A 17,405-nucleotide genomic window follows, 5' to 3' on the forward strand; every position below is an offset into this window, starting at 1 on the left:
GTGTTTACAAATCCTTTTTTATTTCTTACAATACGATAAACTTGTATTAGGTTTTCAACGTAATTATACTTAAACTTGCTATTGCTATTGAAATAAAAAATTGAAAATTTTCCCTACTTTATTACTGACGTTTTTAGTCATTACTTTTTTTGAAGTGAACGCACAGCATCGCTCAGAAATTGTGGTGCATATCGGCGATGACCAAAAATCTGCAACGGTTTGGCAAAAATTACTATACCATAATCAGTCTCAAGATACGCTAACTTCCGTGGTATTAAATGACTGGAATCACGCATATTCTAGCCGTGAAACACCTTTAGCCAGAAGATTTTCGGATGAATTTGTTAGAAGTTTTTACCTGGCTAACGAATCTGAAAGAGGGAAAACAGATTCGATTGCGTTTTTTTCTGACAAAAATATACCGCTAAACTGGCATCGCTTCAACAAACATCTTGACGTAATTGAAGTCAATTTGCTCGAAAAATTAGCGCCAAATCATTCGACTGAGATTATTTTTATCTATAAAATTATCTTTCCAAAAGACAGGTTTACAAAATATGGCTGGAACGACAAGGGTGAACTTACCTTAAAAAATTGGTTCTTACATCCTGCTCGTTTTGAAAATCATCAATTTGTGATTTACAGCAACCAAAATTTAGACGACATTCCTAATGCCGTTGCCAATTTTCAGGTTACTGTAAATTTTCCTGAAAAATTATGGCTTACTTCGGACTTGAACATTACCGCTGATAAAATTGAAAATAATCAAAAAACAATTGTGCTTCAGGGGAAAAACCGAGTGGATTTCAGCCTTTCTATCGAAAATAAAAATTCTTTTTTAAGTTATAAAAACGAAGTGGTTAAGGTAGAAACCAATTTAAAAGACGATAAGTTAGATGACATTCAAAAAGCTTTAATCATTGATCGTGTCACAAAATATGTTGATGAACATATTGGCAAATATCCATTTGAAAAAATTATTGTTTCGCAAACGGATTATGATCGAAATCCTTTTTATGGCCTGAATCAATTGCCCGCTTTTTTGGCACCATTTCCAGACCAATTTCTTTTTGAATTAAAATTTTTGAAAACTTACTTGAACAATTTCCTTAAAAGTTCGCTTAAAATGAACCAGCGGTATGACAATTGGGTTTATGATGCCATCCAAATTTATACCATGATTAACTACATTGATGAATTATACCCCAACAGTAAAATGATGGGAAATATTTCGCAATGGAAACTGTTAAAAGGTTACAATTTAACCACCATTGATTTCAACCAGCAATACAATTATTTTTACATGTTGATGGCGCGAAAGAATCTCGATCAAGCGTTAGGCGAACCTAAAAATACACTGATAAAATTTAACGAACAAATTGCGTCAAAATATCGCGCTGGACTGAGTTTGAAATATTTAGATAATTATTTAGATGACAACACTGTAGAAAAAAGTATTCAAGATTTTTACAAAGAAAATTTAGACCACTCCACCACCCGACACAATTTTGAATATTTTTTAAAGTTTTATGCTCCTAAAAATATTGATTGGTTTTTTAGCAAACTTATTGACTCACGTGAAATTGTGGATTATAAATTTAAAAATGTCAAAAAAACTAACGACAGCATCATTTTCACCCTTAGAAACAAAACCGGAACTAAGGTGCCGGTTCCCATTTTTACAACTAAAAATGGAGAAATTCTGAGCAAATTTTGGATCGAAAACGTATCGAAAGACTCCACTTTTACCATCTCCCGAAACGGGGCTGACAAAATTGTAATCAACCAAAATAACGAAGTTCCGGAATTTAATTTGCGAAACAATTGGAAATCGCTCAAAGGGTTTTTGGCACAAAATCGTCCTATAAAATTTAATTTTATGAAAGATTTAGAAGATCCTTATTACAACCAAATTCTTTATGTACCAACCATTGGTTATAATTTTTACGACGGATTAACGCCAGGAATGAGATTTCATAACAAAACCATTTTAGAGAAACCCTTTATTTTTGACGTCAATCCTATGTTTTCAACCAAAACTAAAACTTTAAGTGGTTCTGCCTCATTTGCCGTCAACCAATATAACCGAAACAGCAATCTTTTTCACATCCGCTATCATGCAAGTGCATCATATTTTCATTATGCTCCAGATGCCACTTACACCAAAATAAATCCTTCAGTAACGCTGCGGTTTCGCCCCAGCGATTTTCGCGACAATCGAAAGCAAGCCATACAATTTCGTCAGGTTTTAGTACATCGCGAAAAAAGTATTTTCCAAACCGAAAACCTCGAAAACTACACGGTTTTTAATGCCAAATACGTCAATACCCGAACCGAAATTACCAACCATCTGAACTTTGTAAGTGATTTTCAAATAGCCAACAAATTCAGTAAAATTTCGGTAGAAACTGAAGTTAGAAAACTCTTTGACGACAATAGACAACTCACGATTCGAGCATTTGCCGGAGCATTTTTATACAACAATACAAATTCAGATTTTTTCAGTTTTGCGCTCGACAGGCCAACCGATTACTTGTTCGATTACAATTACTATGGTCGTTCAGAAAGTACCGGAATTTTCTCACAACAACTTATTTTAGCCGAAGGCGGATTTAAATCAAAACTTCCATATCAATTTGCTAACCAATGGATTACGACAGTAAATTCAGGCTACAGCATTTGGAATTGGGTGGAAGCCTATGCCGATTTTGGTTTGGTCAAACAAACCCAAAACAACCCAAAATTTGTGTACGACAACGGCATTCGCCTCAACCTCCTTCCGGATTATTTTGAGCTTTATTTCCCTGTTTACTCTAACAATGGTTGGGAAATTGCCCAACCTAATTACCATCAAAAAATCCGATTTATCGTCACTTTAAGCCCGTCAACTCTAGTAAATTTATTTACACGCAAGTGGTTTTAATGATTTTTTTTTGAAGCTAGTTCCTGCTATTCGCTGCAAGTCCTCACCAAAAAAAAACATTTTCCCAACGCCATAAAAAGAGCTTCCGCTGGTCGCTTTTTTTGTCGGGAAAAATAAGTTTTTTTTAGTTCCGGGCTTTCCCGCTACTCCCGAAACTTCGGGACGGGCTAAAACGTTTGCGTAAAATAGCACAATCGCAATTTATCCCAAATAAAATTATATATAAATCACCATAAATAAAATTTTGATAAATATTCTGTAATTCAAACAATTAAAAATGGATTTTTATTAAAAATAATTCAATTGCTTAACATTTGTAAAATCGAGCAAATTGCTTAAATTTGTTACCTCAACAATTGAATGTTATGACGCAAACAGCCGCAAAAAAAGAATTGTCTTTCGAAGATTTCAAAGCCGAAATCCTCAACGATTATAAAATAGCCATCACCAGCCGCGAGTGTAGCCTTTTAGGACGCCGTGAAGTTTTAACCGGAAAAGCCAAGTTTGGAATTTTTGGTGACGGAAAAGAAGTCCCGCAATTGGCTATGGCAAAAGCCTTCAAAAATGGAGATTTCCGTTCGGGTTATTACCGTGATCAAACTTTTATGATGGCAATTGGACAACTCAATATCCAACAATTTTTTGCCGGATTATACGGTCATACTGATCTTGAACACGATCCCATGTCAGCCGGAAGACAAATGGGAGGCCATTTCGCCACACATTCACTCAATGAAGACGGTTCGTGGAAAAATTTGGCATTGCAAAAAAATTCGAGTTCAGATATTTCGCCAACAGCCGGACAAATGCCGCGTTTATTAGGTTTGGCACAAGCCTCAAAAATTTATAGAAACGTATCCGGAATCCCAAACAAAACAAATTTTTCCATTAACGGAAACGAAATTGCTTGGGGAACCATCGGAAACGCCAGTACTTCCGAAGGTTTATTTTTTGAAACCATCAATGCCGCTGGTGTTTTGCAAGTGCCAATGGTGATGAGCATTTGGGACGACGAATACGGAATTTCGGTTCATGCCCGTCATCAAACCACAAAAGAAAATATTTCAGAAATTTTGAAAGGTTTCCAGCGTGATGAAAAAAATGGTTACGAAATTCTTACCGTAAAAGGTTGGGATTATCCGGCATTGATTGCTACTTACGAAAAAGCGGCGGCAATTGCCAGAGAAGAACACGTTCCTGTATTGATTCACGTTCAAGAATTGACACAACCGCAAGGACATTCGACTTCAGGTTCACACGAGCGTTATAAAAATGCAGAAAGGTTAGAATGGGAAGGCGATTTTGATTGTATTCGTCAGATGAAATTGTGGATGGTGGCAACCAATATAGCTTCAACCGAAGAACTTGACGAAATTGACGCTAACATCAAAAAAGAAGTTTTAGAGGGTAAAAAAGCAGCCTGGAACGCTTTTACCGAACCTACAAAAAAGGAACAAAAAGAACTACTTGAATTGTTAGAACGAGTAGCTTCAGCCAGCGATAATAAAGTGTTCATCGAAAAAATGGCTTCGGAATTAAAATCAATTAAAGAGCCTATTAGAAAAGATATTTTGGTAACTGCCAGAAAAGTGCTTCGCTTATTGGTTAGCGAAAATTCTAAAGCAGAATTGGCAAGATGGATTGAAAATTACATCGAAAAAATCCAGCCGAAATTCAGTTCGCATTTATTTTCACAATCATCAGAAAATGTTGATTCGATTACAGAAACACTTCCAAAATATGAAGAAAATGCCGAAGAGGTTGATGCCAGATTGATTATCCGCGATAACTTTGACGCCATTTTTAGTAAATATCCTCAAACTTTAATTTTTGGTGAAGATGCCGGAAACATTGGTGATGTTAACCAAGGTTTAGAAGGAATGCAAGAAAAATACGGCGAACTTCGTGTAGCTGATGCGGGAATTCGAGAAGTCACTATTTTAGGACAAGGAATTGGGATGGCAATGCGTGGTTTGAGACCTATTGCCGAAATTCAATATTTGGATTATTTACTTTACGCCATTCAAATTATGAGTGACGATTTGGCTACCTTACAATATAGAACTAAGGGAAAACAAAAAGCACCATTGATCATTAGAACGCGTGGACACAGATTAGAAGGAATTTGGCATTCGGGTTCACCAATGGGAATGATTATTAACGCCATTCGTGGAATTCACGTTTTGGTACCAAGAAATATGACAAAAGCGGCTGGATTTTATAACGCTTTGCTCGAAGCTGACGAACCTGCTTTAGTGGTGGAATGTTTAAATGGTTACCGTTTAAAAGAAAAAATGCCGAGTAATCTAGGTGAATTTAAAACACCAATTGGCGTGGTTGAAAATATTCGTGAAGGAAAAGATATTACCGTGGTTTCTTACGGTTCTACGTTAAGATTGATTGAACAAGCCGCAAAAGAATTGCAAGAAACCGGTATAGACATTGAAATTATTGATGTCCAATCATTATTACCGTTTGATAAAAATCATGACATTGTAAAATCTTTGTCTAAAACCAATCGATTGTTAGTGGTAGATGAAGATGTTCCAGGAGGTGCTTCGGCATTTATGTTACAGCAAATTTTGGATGAGCAAAATGGTTATAAATTTTTAGACAGTAAACCGGAAACTCTTACGGCAAAAGCCCACAGACCTGCTTATGGAACTGATGGTGATTATTTTTCAAAACCTTCTGCGGAAGATATTTATGAAAAAATTTATGCAATTATGCACGAAGCCAAACCGCAACAATTTCCATCATTATATTAAATTCAAAAGCCTTTCTGTTTTTAGAAAGGCTTTTTTTATGTCGAAAAGAATTTAAGCGCCAATATTATCAAATTCAAAAACAATCCGGCATTGATTTTATAAAAAGACTGATGTTTCCGGGTGAGATGTAATCAATTTGTAGTCCCAAACCTCTTAGGATAAAAAGTGTTCCTAAGAAAATACCGGCAATGGGAATAATTTTTCTAATTTGATTTCGGATTTTATTCTGAAAAAATTGACTGATTAAAACAGCAACGCTCATCAGCGGTATTGTTCCTAATCCATAGAATATCATATAAAAACCACCTCCGAAAATATTTTGCGTAGCGATAGCTCCAAAAAGCGCGGCATACACCATTCCACAAGGTAAAAACCCATTTAAAATACCAATGCTAAAAATGGAACTATTGTTTTTACGTTTAAATTGGTCGCCTAATTTTTGCTTTACTTTAAAAATAAATCTTGCGATAGGTTTTGAAAAATTAATTTGGCTGAATTTTCTCTCGGGAATAATTACAATTAAAATCATCATTACTCCTGATAAAATGGATAAATTTTGCTGTAATCCCGCCAATTGTAAACCTTTCCCGAAAAGCCCAAAAATAATTCCGAGTGTGGCGTACGAAATAATTCTGCCGAAATGATAGAGTAATATTTGGAAAATTCTTTTGCCTTCATTGGTTCGATCCACGGGAAGCATCAACGCGATTGGACCACACATTCCAATGCAATGCAAACTGGAAATTAAACCGAACAAAAAGGCTGCAATCCACATTATTTTATGATTAAATTTTCCTTAGTTAAAAAATTATTTTCGCCGTAACTCCAATCGATTGTAATGTTCCAGCGGCCGTCAACCAATGCGGTTTTAGGTATGAGCAAAAAAGAATCAGACAGCGAAATATTTTTTTCGAAATCTAATTTTTGGTTTGACGGCCTGTAAAGGAACACTTTCCCCTTGATCTTTTTAAAGTTGAAATTTTTGGGGAAATGAACTAAAATCCCTTCTGAAAGTGTTTCGATTACTACTTTTTCCTGCAAATTTTCTGCGGCAATTTCTTTATTAATTTGGCTTTGCAGATTATTCTCATGTCGGTAATAATCTTCTAAAACCAATTCATTATCATATTTGCTATCTGACTGAACCAGAAACACGAAAAATAAAATAAAACTCATGAATAATGCAAATGCAATGACGATTCCGGTACCCCAATTTATTTTCATCTTTTTAATTTTTTAAAAAACGAATGACCAGCGAAATTGATCAACCAACCTTTTTGCCTCGAGTTGAAATAACACGTTTTGTATGGGCAAAACGATGTTTTTTTCGGAAGCATTTGCCAGCCATTCGTTAACTTTTTTTTACTTAAAAACTCTCGGACCCAAAAAATTAGTGTTTTGAGTTTCTATCAATTTTTCGTTTTCAAACACGCCAATTGTTATTTTAGTTTTATCGGCTTCCAATAACTCTGGAACAATCTCTACAAACAAAGTTCCTTGAGACATTCCTTCTTTTTGGACGGAAATTGTAGGTTTTCCAACTAATTTTATTTCGCCCACAGGTTCAATTAATTTAAAACTGATATTTTTTTTGTCTTCATGCGTTTTATTCACCAGTTTGAAAGTGTAAACATTGCTGATCTTGTTGCCTTTGTGTTGGAAAAGTTGTCCGGGTAATCGCAAAATTGATACATCTAAATTTGACCTTAAAAATAATAATCCTACTAAAATTCCGCATAAAATGGCTAAAACAGCCGCATAACCTTTCATTCTTGCTGTGATGATGAACTTTTCTTTTTTGATAATTTCATCTTCAGAAGCATAACGAATCAAGCCTTTTGGAAGATTTACTTTTTCCATAATTGCATCACATTCGTCAATACAAGCCGTGCAATTGATGCATTCAAGTTGGGTCCCGTTTCTAATATCAATTCCGGTGGGACAAACCGCAACACATAGTTTACAATCAATGCAATCTCCTTTTCCGGTAAGATTCCTGTCTTCGGATTTATTAAATTTTGCACGACCTTTTTCTTTTTCGCCACGAACATGATCATACGCCACAATCATGGATTTATTATCGAGCAAAACGCCTTGCAATCGACCGTAAGGACAAGCGATGATGCAAACTTGTTCTCGAAACCAAGCATATACAAAATAAAAAACTGCGGTAAAAATGAGCAATGCAATAAGCGTTGAACCGTTATTTGCCGGACCTTGAATCATGAGTTCCAACAATTCGTCACTTCCAATGATGTAAGCCAAAAAAACATTGGCAATCATGAAAGAAATGACAAAAAAGAGCAACCATTTAAGGCTTTTTTTGCGGATTTTTTCTGCGTCCCATTTTTGTTTGTTTAACCGAATTTGTGCTCCACGATCTCCTTCTATCCAAAACTCGATTCGACGGAAAACCATTTCCATAAAGATAGTTTGGGGACAAATCCATCCGCAAAAAATTCTACCAAAAGCTACGGTAAATAATGCCACGAAAATCACCCCGATGAGCATTGAAATTACAAACAAATAAAAATCTTGTGGCCAAAACGGAAACCCAAAAATGCTAAATTTTCTATCGATTATGTTGAAAAGTAAAAATTGGTTTTCGTTTATTTTAATGAATGGTGCAGCAATTAAAAATGTTAAAAGAACGTAACTGGCAATTTTTCTTTTTTGGTAAAACTTACCGCTAGGAATTTTAGGAAAAACCCAAACCCTTTTACCGGTTTCGTCCACCGTTGAAATATTGTCGCGGAAAGATTCGTTATATTTTGTCATTACAAATTATTTTACCAAAGCCACTGTTTTTTCAGCAGGTTTTTCGGCGTTTTCTTCTATGTATAAATCCCCTTCAGGCGCTTTTGCATCGGTAGGATTTGTACCTTTCAAAGAAATTACATAACTGGCAACTTGCTGAATTTCTGAAGGTTTAAGTGTTCCTTTCCAAGCCACCATTCCTTTTCCATCTCTTCCACCTTCAGAAATGGTATGAAAAATATTTTTAATTCCCCCGCCTAAAATCCAATGTTCATCGGTAAGATTTGGCCCAATTGATCCTCCTCCATCCGGACGATGACAAGCCACACAGTTCGTTTCGAAAACTTTTTTTCCGGCGGCAATTTCAGAGGCATCTGTAAGCAATGTAACCGATTCGGCATCGATTAAATCTTTTGCATTTTTCTTGTATTCTTCCACCGCTAATTTGGCTTCAGCCATTTCCACCTGGAATTCTTCGCTTTGACTTGGCGAGCCAAAAATGTGGTATTTTGCCATATAAATGACTCCAAAAATGATACATGCATAAAAAAGATTTTTCCACCAAGGCGGTAAATCGTTATCGAGTTCTTGAATGCCATCATAATCGTGATGCAACAAAATTTCGTTTTCGAGTTCCAATGGTCTTGTTTTTACAAACCAGCTTTTAACTTTTAAAAACGCTTTATTTTCGCTTAAATTAAAACTTTTGGCTTCTTCCAATTGTTTTTTCTGTTCGTCAGTAAGCAAATGATAAGTGACATTATCAACGGCAGAAACCACCATTTCTATGGCTATCAACAGAAATAAAAATACTGCCAAAAACAAGGCGACCATTGGATATTTTACAAAAGCAGGACGATCACCTGAATCAATAAAAAATTCCATTGCGCCAAAAACTATGGCGAAAATTACCGGAACTCTAACGTATATAGGAATGTTTTTTTTCATGGCAAAAATTTATTTTGAAGCTAATTTTGAACTTGTTATAGCATCTTGTTCGGTTTCGTCAAGAAGTGGCAACTGACTTAGTTCATTTATTTTTTCTTTTTTGTAAGTAAAAACCCAAGTGTATAATCCTAAAAAGAAGAAGAAAAAAATCAATAAAGAAATGATAGGAAAAACTTCAATTCCGGAGATGGTTTCCATGTTATGTTTGATAAACTTCAGCATTTTGATTATGGTTTTGGTTGCACATTTTCTTTTACTTTAATATCAGTTCCCATTCGTTGTAAATAGGCAATTAAAGGAATGATTTCGCGGTTTCGCATTGGAACAAATGCTTCTCCTTTGGCTTCTGCTTTTTTGCGACTGGCTTCGTAGCTTTTTACAAAATCCGGATCTGCATGTAAGTTTTTCTCAATTTTTTCGGCTTGTTCAGCAATCGATTTTTGGGCATTGGCAATTTCTTCATCCGTATAAGGAACCCCGAGTTTTACCATGACTTGCATTTTTTTCTGAGTTTCAGAATAATCCATTGGTTCATTGTCAAAAAGCCATTTATAACCAGGCATCACCGAACCTGCCGATGTACTTTGCGGATCCCACATGTGGTTAAAATGCCAATTATCAGAATATTTGCCTCCAATTCTCATTAAATCCGGACCTGTTCGTTTTGAACCCCATAAAAACGGATGGTCATAAACATATTCGCCAGATTTTGAATATTCGCCATAACGTTCTACTTCACTTCTAAACGGACGAATCATTTGTGTATGACAACCCACGCAACCTTCGCGGATATAGATATCACGACCTTCAAGTTCTAATGGCGTGTATGGTTTTACAGCTGCAATTGTAGGAATGTTTGATTTTACCATCAAAGTGGGAACAATTTGAATTATTCCTCCAATTAAAATAGCTATGGTTGCCAAAACGGTTAACTGAACTGGTTTTCTTTCTAACCAAGGATGAAATTTTTCTCCTTTTAATCTTTTGGCAGAAATTTTTTGCAAAGCTGGTGCTTCAGCTAATTCATCTTCAATGGCTTTTCCTTTTTTAACGGTTAGCACAATGTTGTAAATCAACACACAAAGTCCAATAATATAAAGTGTTCCACCAATGGCTCTCATCCAGTACATTGGCATCATCTCGGTTAAAGTTTCAAGGAAATTTCCGTAAACTAGAGAACCATCAGGATTAAATTGTTTCCACATTGACGCTTGTGCAAATCCGGCAACATACATTGGCAAAGCATACAAGGCGATTCCTAAAGTTCCAATCCAAAAGTGGAAGTTTGCTAGTTTAGTTGAATGTAATTTTGATTTAGTCATTCTTGGAATCAACCAATAAATCATCCCGAAAGTCAAAAAACCGTTCCAAGCCAAAGCTCCAACGTGAACGTGAGCCACAATCCAATCCGTAAAATGGGCAATGGCGTTTACATTTTTTAAAGAAAGCATTGGACCTTCAAAAGTAGCCATACCATAACCTGTAATGGCAACTACGAAAAATTTTAAAACAGGTTCTGTTCGCACTTTGTCCCAAACACCTCTCAATGTTAGCAAACCATTGATCATTCCTCCCCAAGATGGTGCAATCAACATAATTGAAAAAACAACGCCTAAATTTTGAGCCCAATCCGGTAAAGAAGAATACAATAAATGATGTGGTCCAGCCCAAATGTAAATGAAGATCAAGGACCAAAAATGTATGATTGACAATCGGTACGAATAAACCGGACGGTTAGCAGCTTTTGGAACAAAATAATACATTAATCCTAGAAATGGCGTGGTCAAGAAAAATGCTACTGCGTTATGACCATACCACCATTGCACCAAAGCATCTTGAACACCAGCATAAACCGAATAACTTTTTAAAGCATTTACAGGTAATGAAAGTGAATTAAAAATATGCAAAACCGCAACCGTTACAAAGGTTGCTAAGTAAAACCAAATGGCAACATACATGTGGCGTTCTCGACGTCGTAAAATAGTTCCAATCATATTAATACCAAAAACAACCCAAATAATGGCTATAGCAATATCAATTGGCCATTCGAGTTCGGCATATTCTTTAGAGCTGGTGTAACCTAAGGGCAAAGAAATAGCCGCTGCTACAATGATAATTTGCCATCCCCAGAAATTAATATTGCTCAATAAATCGCTATACATCCTGGTTTTTAGCAAACGTTGCATCGAATAATAAACTCCGGCAAAAATGGCGTTTCCAACAAATGCAAAAATTACTGCATTAGTATGTAAAGGTCTTAAACGGCCGTAACTCAACCACGAAATTCCATCAGTGATGTTGGGAAAAAGATACATGGAGGCTACTAAAAGACCCACAAGCATTCCTACCGCTCCAAAAACTATTGAAGCATATAGGAATTTTTTTACAATTTTGTTATCGTAATAAAATTGTTGCATTTCCATAAAAAATTAGTTTTCTGTTTTGATTTTAGATTGTTTTGGTTTGGATTCATTTTTGAGTTCATCATCGAAGAGCATTCTAACCGATGGTGTATAATCATCGTCATATTGCCCTTTTTTTACGGCTCTGACAAAAGCGGTTAGAAAAATAGCGGCAACGATGATGCTAATAGAAATTAGCACATAAATAACACTCATACCTTATAATTTATTTAACAAAATTACCATCGGGTTTTTCTAAAAAACATGATAATTGTCATCTGGATTTAATTTTCTCTTTTATTATTTTTTAAAAATTTTACTTGCGTACAAATTACTCATGAGCGTTGTAAAACTTACAATTGTAACCGTACTTAATGGCATAATTATCGCAGCAATTAAAGGTGATAATTTACCTAATGCTGCAAATGAAAGTCCCACGATATTGTAGATAATCGATAGTGCAAAACTCATTTTTATCACTTTCACGGCATTTTTCGATAATGTTAAATATTGGTGCAATTTTTTAAACACCGATGCATCTAAAATTCCATCACAAGCGGGTGAAAAAACATTTATATTTTCTGACACTGAAATTCCCACGTTACTTTGAACCAAAGCGCCAGCATCATTCAAGCCGTCGCCAATCATCATGACATTTTTTCCCTGAAGCTGAAGATTTTTGATAAATTCCATCTTTTCTTCAGGTTTTTGATTGAAAACTAAGTGTGTGTTTTTTGGCAATAAAGTTTCGAGGATTTCACGTTCGCCGTCATTATCACCAGAAAGAATGATGATTTTGTAGTTGTTATTCAAATTTTTAAATAGCAAATTCAAGCCATCCCGATAATGATTTTCAAAAATAAATTTGCCGAAATATTGCTCATTGATACTGATGTGGACATTGGTTTGCCGCAAAGCTGAAACTTCGGTGAAACCCACAAAATTTGCCGAACCTAACTTTATTTGGTAACCTTCTGTAAAACCTTGAATTCCTTTGCCGGTGATTTCTTCAAAATCGTTAATTTCAATTTTATCTGAATCTGGTAAAAAATCATATAATTGTCTTGAGAGTGGATGATTAGAACCACGAAGCAAGTTTTTGAGCATTGCTTTTTGGTCCGCAGAAAAGGAAATTCCTTCGTAGTTGATTTTTGTTTTTTGGTTGGTGGTAATGGTTCCCGTTTTGTCAAAAACCAAAGTATCCACTTTTGAAAGTTGCTCGATAACGGTAGCATTTTTAAGGTATAATTTTTTTCTACCGATGATACGCAAAACGTTTCCAAGCGTGAACGGAGCCGTTAAAGCCAAAGCACATGGACAAGCTACGATGAGAATTGCGGTAAAAACGTTGAACGCTATATTTGCATCAATAAAAATCCAGTAAGTGAAACAAACTATGGAAAAGATGAGCAAAATAGGTGTAAAATAGTAACTTATTTTGTCGGTTATCGTTTTAAAGTTCTCCCGGTTTTTTTTGGCGAAAGCCTCATTACTCCAAAGTTGTGTGAGGTAACTTTGAGAAACAGAATTTAAAACCTCCATTTCGATGGTGTTGCCCAAATGTTTTCCTCCTGCAAAAATTTTATCTCCAGAATTTTTATAAATTGGCACGGCTTCTCCTGTTACGAAACTGTAGTCAATTTGCGTATTTTGGCTCATTAAAATTCCGTCTGCCGGAATCAGTTCTTGGTTTCTGATGAGTAACCTATCCCCTTTTTTTACTTCGTAAACTGGCGTTGAAACTTCGGATTTATCAGGATTAATTTTGGTAACGGCAATGGGAAAATAGGATCTAAAATCTCTTTCAAAACTTAAAAAATCGTATGTTTTATTTTGGAACAACCTCCCTAAAAGCATGAAAAAAACTAGTGCCGTCAAACTATCAAAAAATCCTTGACCGTAATCGAAGACAATATCTACTGTACTTCTTACGAACATGACGATGATTCCAAGTGCGATGGGAATATCAATATTAAAAATTTGCGTTCTCAAGCTATTATATGCCGAAATGTAATAACCACTTGCCGAATATAAAAATGACGGCAGAGAAAGTGTGAATATCAACCAGCGAAAAAAATCTTTGTAATGGTTGATCCAATACTCGTTTACTTCAAAATATTCTGGGAAAGAAAGCAACATGACATTGCCAAAACAAAAAAATGCCACGCCAACTTTATAGAGCAAACTTCTGTCTGACTTTGGTTTAACCGAATTATAATTTTCTAAACTAATGTAAGGTTCGTAACCAATTGAAGCTAAAAGTATTACAATATTTTTAAGCGAAATTTTCTCGGGATTGAAAATAATCCGCACTTTTTTCTCCGGAAAATTAGCTTCTGATGTATTTATTCCTTCTTGAAGCTTGTGTAAATTTTCCAGAATCCAAATACACGAACTACAATGTATATGTGGAATGTAAAGTGAAACCACGCACGTTTCATTTTCTTGAAAATCAAGTAGTTTTGCAACGATTTTTTCATTGTCTAAAAAGTTGAATTTTCCTTGTACATTTTGCGGAATGGCACCCGGGTTTTTTGCAAAATCATAGTAAGCTGTAAGATCATTTACCGAAAAAATTTCGTAAACCGTTTTACAACCTACACAGCAAAAATTTCGTTCGTGGAACAAAATTTCTTGATTTTTTTGAATACCTAAACCGCAATGGAAACAATTATATGTGTCCATAATTTGCTCATTTTTACCTGATGCAAAGTTTTGGCTTATTATTGCCAGAAAACATGATAAATGTCATCGTTTTTCATAAATTTGTACCACTAAAATTTTGATTTCGTGAGTAAATGTGAACAATGCATCGTTCGGGAATTCAGCTCTTTAAAAGCTTTAAACAAGGATGAGCTTTTAAAAATTGCAGGTTGTAAAACTTCGTACACTATTAAAAAAGGTGAAGCTCTTTTTGAGGAAGGCGAAATGGTCAATGGCATTTTTTGTGTGAAAGATGGTGTTTGCAAACTATCAAAATTAAGTTCAAATGGAAAAGACCAAATTGTTAAGTTAGTTTCAAAAGGCGAACTTTTAGGACAACGGTCAATGATTAGTGATGAACCGGTAAATCTTTCGGCCGTAGCTTTAGAAGATATGCAGGTTTGTTTTATTCCGAAAAATGAAATTATGGGTATGTTTAACCAAAATTCGAAATTCTCAATGAATGTGGTGAAGTCCATTTGTGGTGACTTGAAGGACGCGGACGATCATTTAGTAAACATGGCGCAAAAGCCTGTAAAATCTCGTTTGGCAGAAACTTTATTACAATTACACGCACAATTTGGTATAAATTTAGATGGTTCTTTAAAAATTCAGCTTTCTCGGGAGGAAATTGCCAGTATGATTGGTACGGCAACGGAAAGCTGTATCCGGTTACTTTCAGATCTTAACAAGAATAATGTGATTGAACTTTCGGGTAAAAAAATTATGATTAAAGATTTTTCGCAGCTGAAAAAGTTGGTTGATTGATTTCTGGGTTAATAATTTTGATTTGGGCAATTTGAGTATTTTTTGCGAAAGCGAAATTATTTTTCGGATTATTAAAAATGTTATTTTTGTTATTTTCAATAACTTATAATTTTATTTATGATTTGGGAAGCGAAATTTATAAGCCATAAAAACGAGATTAGAATTGCGGTGATTTTTGAGAAAAATGCTGATTTGATCAAAAGAATTAAGCGAATTGATGGGGCGAAATAGAGCCAAACGAAGAAAATTTGGCACTTGCCGAACTCGTTTGAAAACAGATTTCGGTTTAAACTTGAAGAATCGAAAACTCACCCTACTCTACTTTCAACGATTAATGAAGTGGAAAAACTTCGGTTTTGGATGCAATCTAAGAGATATAGCGAGAATACCGTTAAGGTTTACTGCGAGGCTTTACGCTTGTTTTTAAATTATTTTGGCGAAAAATCTGTTAGTGAAATAACGAATGAAGATGTAGTGGTGTACAATAATTCGTATGTATTAAAGAATAATTTATCGGCTTCGTACCAAAACCAGATTGTAAATGCGTTGAAGTTGTACTTTAATATTGTAGAGGAAAAGTCTATTGATTTAGAAAAAGTACATCGCCCGAAACGCAGTAAAGTTTTGCCAAATGTTTTAAGTAAAGAGGAAATAAAAGCTATTTTAGAAGCACATCGAAACATAAAACACAAGGCGATGCTTTCGATGATTTATAGTGTGGCTTACGTCGGGGAGAATTATTAAATTTAAAACTGAGCGATATTGACTCAAAAAGAAACATTGTTTTGCTGAAAAATTCGAAGGGGAAAAAGGATAGAATTGTGCCTTTGAGTCCAAAAATTTTATTGTTATTACGAAGGTATTATGCAGATTGTAAACCGAAGTATTGGTTATTTGAGGGGCAATTTGAAGGAGAACCATATTCAGAAAAGAGTTTACAAAGTGTTTTAAAACAAGCATTGCACAAAGCAAGTATTAAGAAACCTGTTACATTACATTGGTTACGTCATAGTTATGCCACCCATTTACTGGAAAATGGGACTGATCTTCGATATATTCAAGAGCTGTTGGGACATAGTAGTAGTAAAACAACAGAAATATATACTCATGTGAGTACAAAAAGTATTCAAAGAATTAAGAGTCCATTTGACGATTTATAATTTTTATTAATATATTTACCATTGTAAAACAGTTTGGCATTAGACAGACCTATACAGCATGAAATAGTTGTATAGGGATGATTATATCAGACTTATCAATGAGTTAGTGGCAAGCATATGACCGACCAAAATAAACAGACAGAAATGAAGAAAGCAATATTTACAAATCTGACATTGATACTTTCATTGACACTTGGTTTCATATCTTGTAATCAAGAGACAAAATCAAATAATCAGACTACCGTAACTAACGACAAGACTGACACTATCATTGTGAAACATAAAAACGACTTAAACAAATCTTATGAAGTAGGATTTTTATCAAAATCGTATTCTTATTATTGGCTTGTAGGTAATGACACTTTGGATTTTTCAGTAAACGCAAGACAATATGAAAAAGACAGCACTCTACATTTGAGCATACATCATAAAAAACCAATAATATTTACAACAGCATTGACAAGAATAAACGAATGTTTACCTCAAATTAAGGAAGACTTCTACTTGACAAAACTCAATTCACTATATTTTAGAGACCCAATTTATTATTTTGATTTAGTGAAAGAGCTTTCAACAGAATATGAAAAACAATTCGGAAGGAAAAACATTAGCTACGAGAAACTTAATGACTTTCTTTTAAAATCAAAAGTGAATAAACAACTTGACAACTTTGTAAGCCCACTAGACAAGAAGATTAAGCGTTATAGCATTGAAAAATTTCATTTAACGGACAAAAAATATTTTGGAGAATACTTGCCAAATGTTGACTTGAAAGAATATCCAGAATTTGCAATTAATGGGATGGGACTTTATATTCAACTAGAAACGAAAAGACAAAATGAAGATAATGCCAGCCACTAACAGCCGTTTTGCAAAAGCGGGGGTTTTGTGCTTCTATGACAGTGAAGTGCTAAATTCAAGCTTTGTGCATTTAATGAAGTTTAGTGCTGAAAATCCCCGCCTTCGCAAAGCGCCA

The 17,405-nt window shown here is 34.9% G+C and carries 14 protein-coding genes; 6 read left to right on the forward strand and 8 right to left on the reverse strand.

What is annotated here, in order from left to right; all coding sequences use genetic code 11:
• Positions 1-100 precede the first annotated feature (100 nt).
• Both GV828_RS02310 and GV828_RS02315 read left to right on the forward strand, forming a co-directional pair.
• The gene (locus GV828_RS02310) at positions 101-2,923 is read left to right on the forward strand and encodes a gluzincin family metallopeptidase (protein WP_235935399.1); all 2,823 of its coding nucleotides are present in this window, start codon (positions 101-103) and stop codon (positions 2,921-2,923) included.
• Between the two features lie 365 nt (positions 2,924-3,288).
• The gene (locus GV828_RS02315; RefSeq protein WP_166535855.1) at positions 3,289-5,691 is read left to right on the forward strand and encodes an alpha-ketoacid dehydrogenase subunit alpha/beta; all 2,403 of its coding nucleotides are present in this window, start codon (positions 3,289-3,291) and stop codon (positions 5,689-5,691) included.
• 73 nt (positions 5,692-5,764) lie between these two features.
• Here GV828_RS02315 and GV828_RS02320 read toward each other — a convergent pair whose 3' ends face one another.
• From GV828_RS02320 to GV828_RS02355, 8 genes are all read right to left on the reverse strand, one after another.
• A complete protein-coding gene (locus GV828_RS02320) occupies positions 5,765-6,466 on the reverse strand; it encodes a sulfite exporter TauE/SafE family protein (protein WP_166535856.1) in 702 nt (233 codons plus the stop codon).
• Positions 6,466-6,915: a FixH family protein gene (locus tag GV828_RS02325; RefSeq protein ID WP_166535857.1), complete on the reverse strand. Its 450-nt coding sequence runs from the start codon at positions 6,913-6,915 to the stop codon at positions 6,466-6,468. The genes GV828_RS02320 and GV828_RS02325 overlap by 1 nt, the downstream gene beginning before the upstream one ends.
• Positions 6,916-7,053: 138 nt before the next feature.
• Entirely contained in the window at positions 7,054-8,469 is a 1,416-nt protein-coding gene (gene ccoG, locus GV828_RS02330; RefSeq protein WP_166535858.1) for a cytochrome c oxidase accessory protein CcoG, read from the reverse strand.
• Between the two features lie 6 nt (positions 8,470-8,475).
• On the reverse strand, positions 8,476-9,396 hold the full coding sequence (locus tag GV828_RS02335) for a cbb3-type cytochrome c oxidase N-terminal domain-containing protein (RefSeq protein WP_166535859.1): 921 nt from the start codon (positions 9,394-9,396) through the stop codon (positions 8,476-8,478).
• A gap of 9 nt (positions 9,397-9,405) precedes the next feature.
• On the reverse strand, positions 9,406-9,618 hold the full coding sequence (locus tag GV828_RS02340; protein WP_166535860.1) for a CcoQ/FixQ family Cbb3-type cytochrome c oxidase assembly chaperone: 213 nt from the start codon (positions 9,616-9,618) through the stop codon (positions 9,406-9,408).
• Positions 9,619-9,623: 5 nt separating this feature from the next.
• Positions 9,624-11,819: a cytochrome-c oxidase, cbb3-type subunit I gene (gene ccoN, locus GV828_RS02345; protein WP_166535861.1), complete on the reverse strand. Its 2,196-nt coding sequence runs from the start codon at positions 11,817-11,819 to the stop codon at positions 9,624-9,626.
• A gap of 6 nt (positions 11,820-11,825) precedes the next feature.
• Positions 11,826-12,014 carry a cbb3-type cytochrome oxidase assembly protein CcoS gene (ccoS, locus tag GV828_RS02350; RefSeq protein WP_166535862.1) on the reverse strand — a complete coding sequence of 63 codons (189 nt, stop codon included), beginning with the start codon at positions 12,012-12,014 and terminating at the stop codon, positions 11,826-11,828.
• Between the two features lie 84 nt (positions 12,015-12,098).
• Positions 12,099-14,483, reverse strand: a complete 2,385-nt coding sequence (locus GV828_RS02355; RefSeq protein WP_166535863.1) for a heavy metal translocating P-type ATPase — start codon at positions 14,481-14,483, stop codon at positions 12,099-12,101.
• A 105-nt stretch (positions 14,484-14,588) separates the two neighbouring features.
• On the opposite strand from GV828_RS02355, the gene GV828_RS02360 reads away from it, so the two are divergent.
• The 4 genes from GV828_RS02360 (at position 14,589) to GV828_RS02375 (ending at position 17,290) form a co-directional block, all read left to right on the forward strand.
• Complete coding sequence (locus GV828_RS02360) at positions 14,589-15,269, forward strand: Crp/Fnr family transcriptional regulator (protein WP_166535864.1); 681 nt, start codon at positions 14,589-14,591, stop codon at positions 15,267-15,269.
• 360 nt (positions 15,270-15,629) lie between these two features.
• A complete protein-coding gene (locus GV828_RS02365) occupies positions 15,630-16,013 on the forward strand; it encodes a tyrosine-type recombinase/integrase (protein WP_166535865.1) in 384 nt (127 codons plus the stop codon).
• Between the two features lie 17 nt (positions 16,014-16,030).
• Positions 16,031-16,429 carry a tyrosine-type recombinase/integrase gene (locus tag GV828_RS02370; protein WP_317163805.1) on the forward strand — a complete coding sequence of 133 codons (399 nt, stop codon included), beginning with the start codon at positions 16,031-16,033 and terminating at the stop codon, positions 16,427-16,429.
• Positions 16,430-16,573: 144 nt separating this feature from the next.
• Positions 16,574-17,290 carry a hypothetical protein gene (locus tag GV828_RS02375; RefSeq protein ID WP_147405266.1) on the forward strand — a complete coding sequence of 239 codons (717 nt, stop codon included), beginning with the start codon at positions 16,574-16,576 and terminating at the stop codon, positions 17,288-17,290.
• The last annotated feature ends 115 nt before the right edge of the window (positions 17,291-17,405 follow it).

The sequence above is a fragment of the Flavobacterium ichthyis genome, from assembly GCF_009915155.1.
Lineage (GTDB): Bacteria > Bacteroidota > Bacteroidia > Flavobacteriales > Flavobacteriaceae > Flavobacterium > Flavobacterium ichthyis.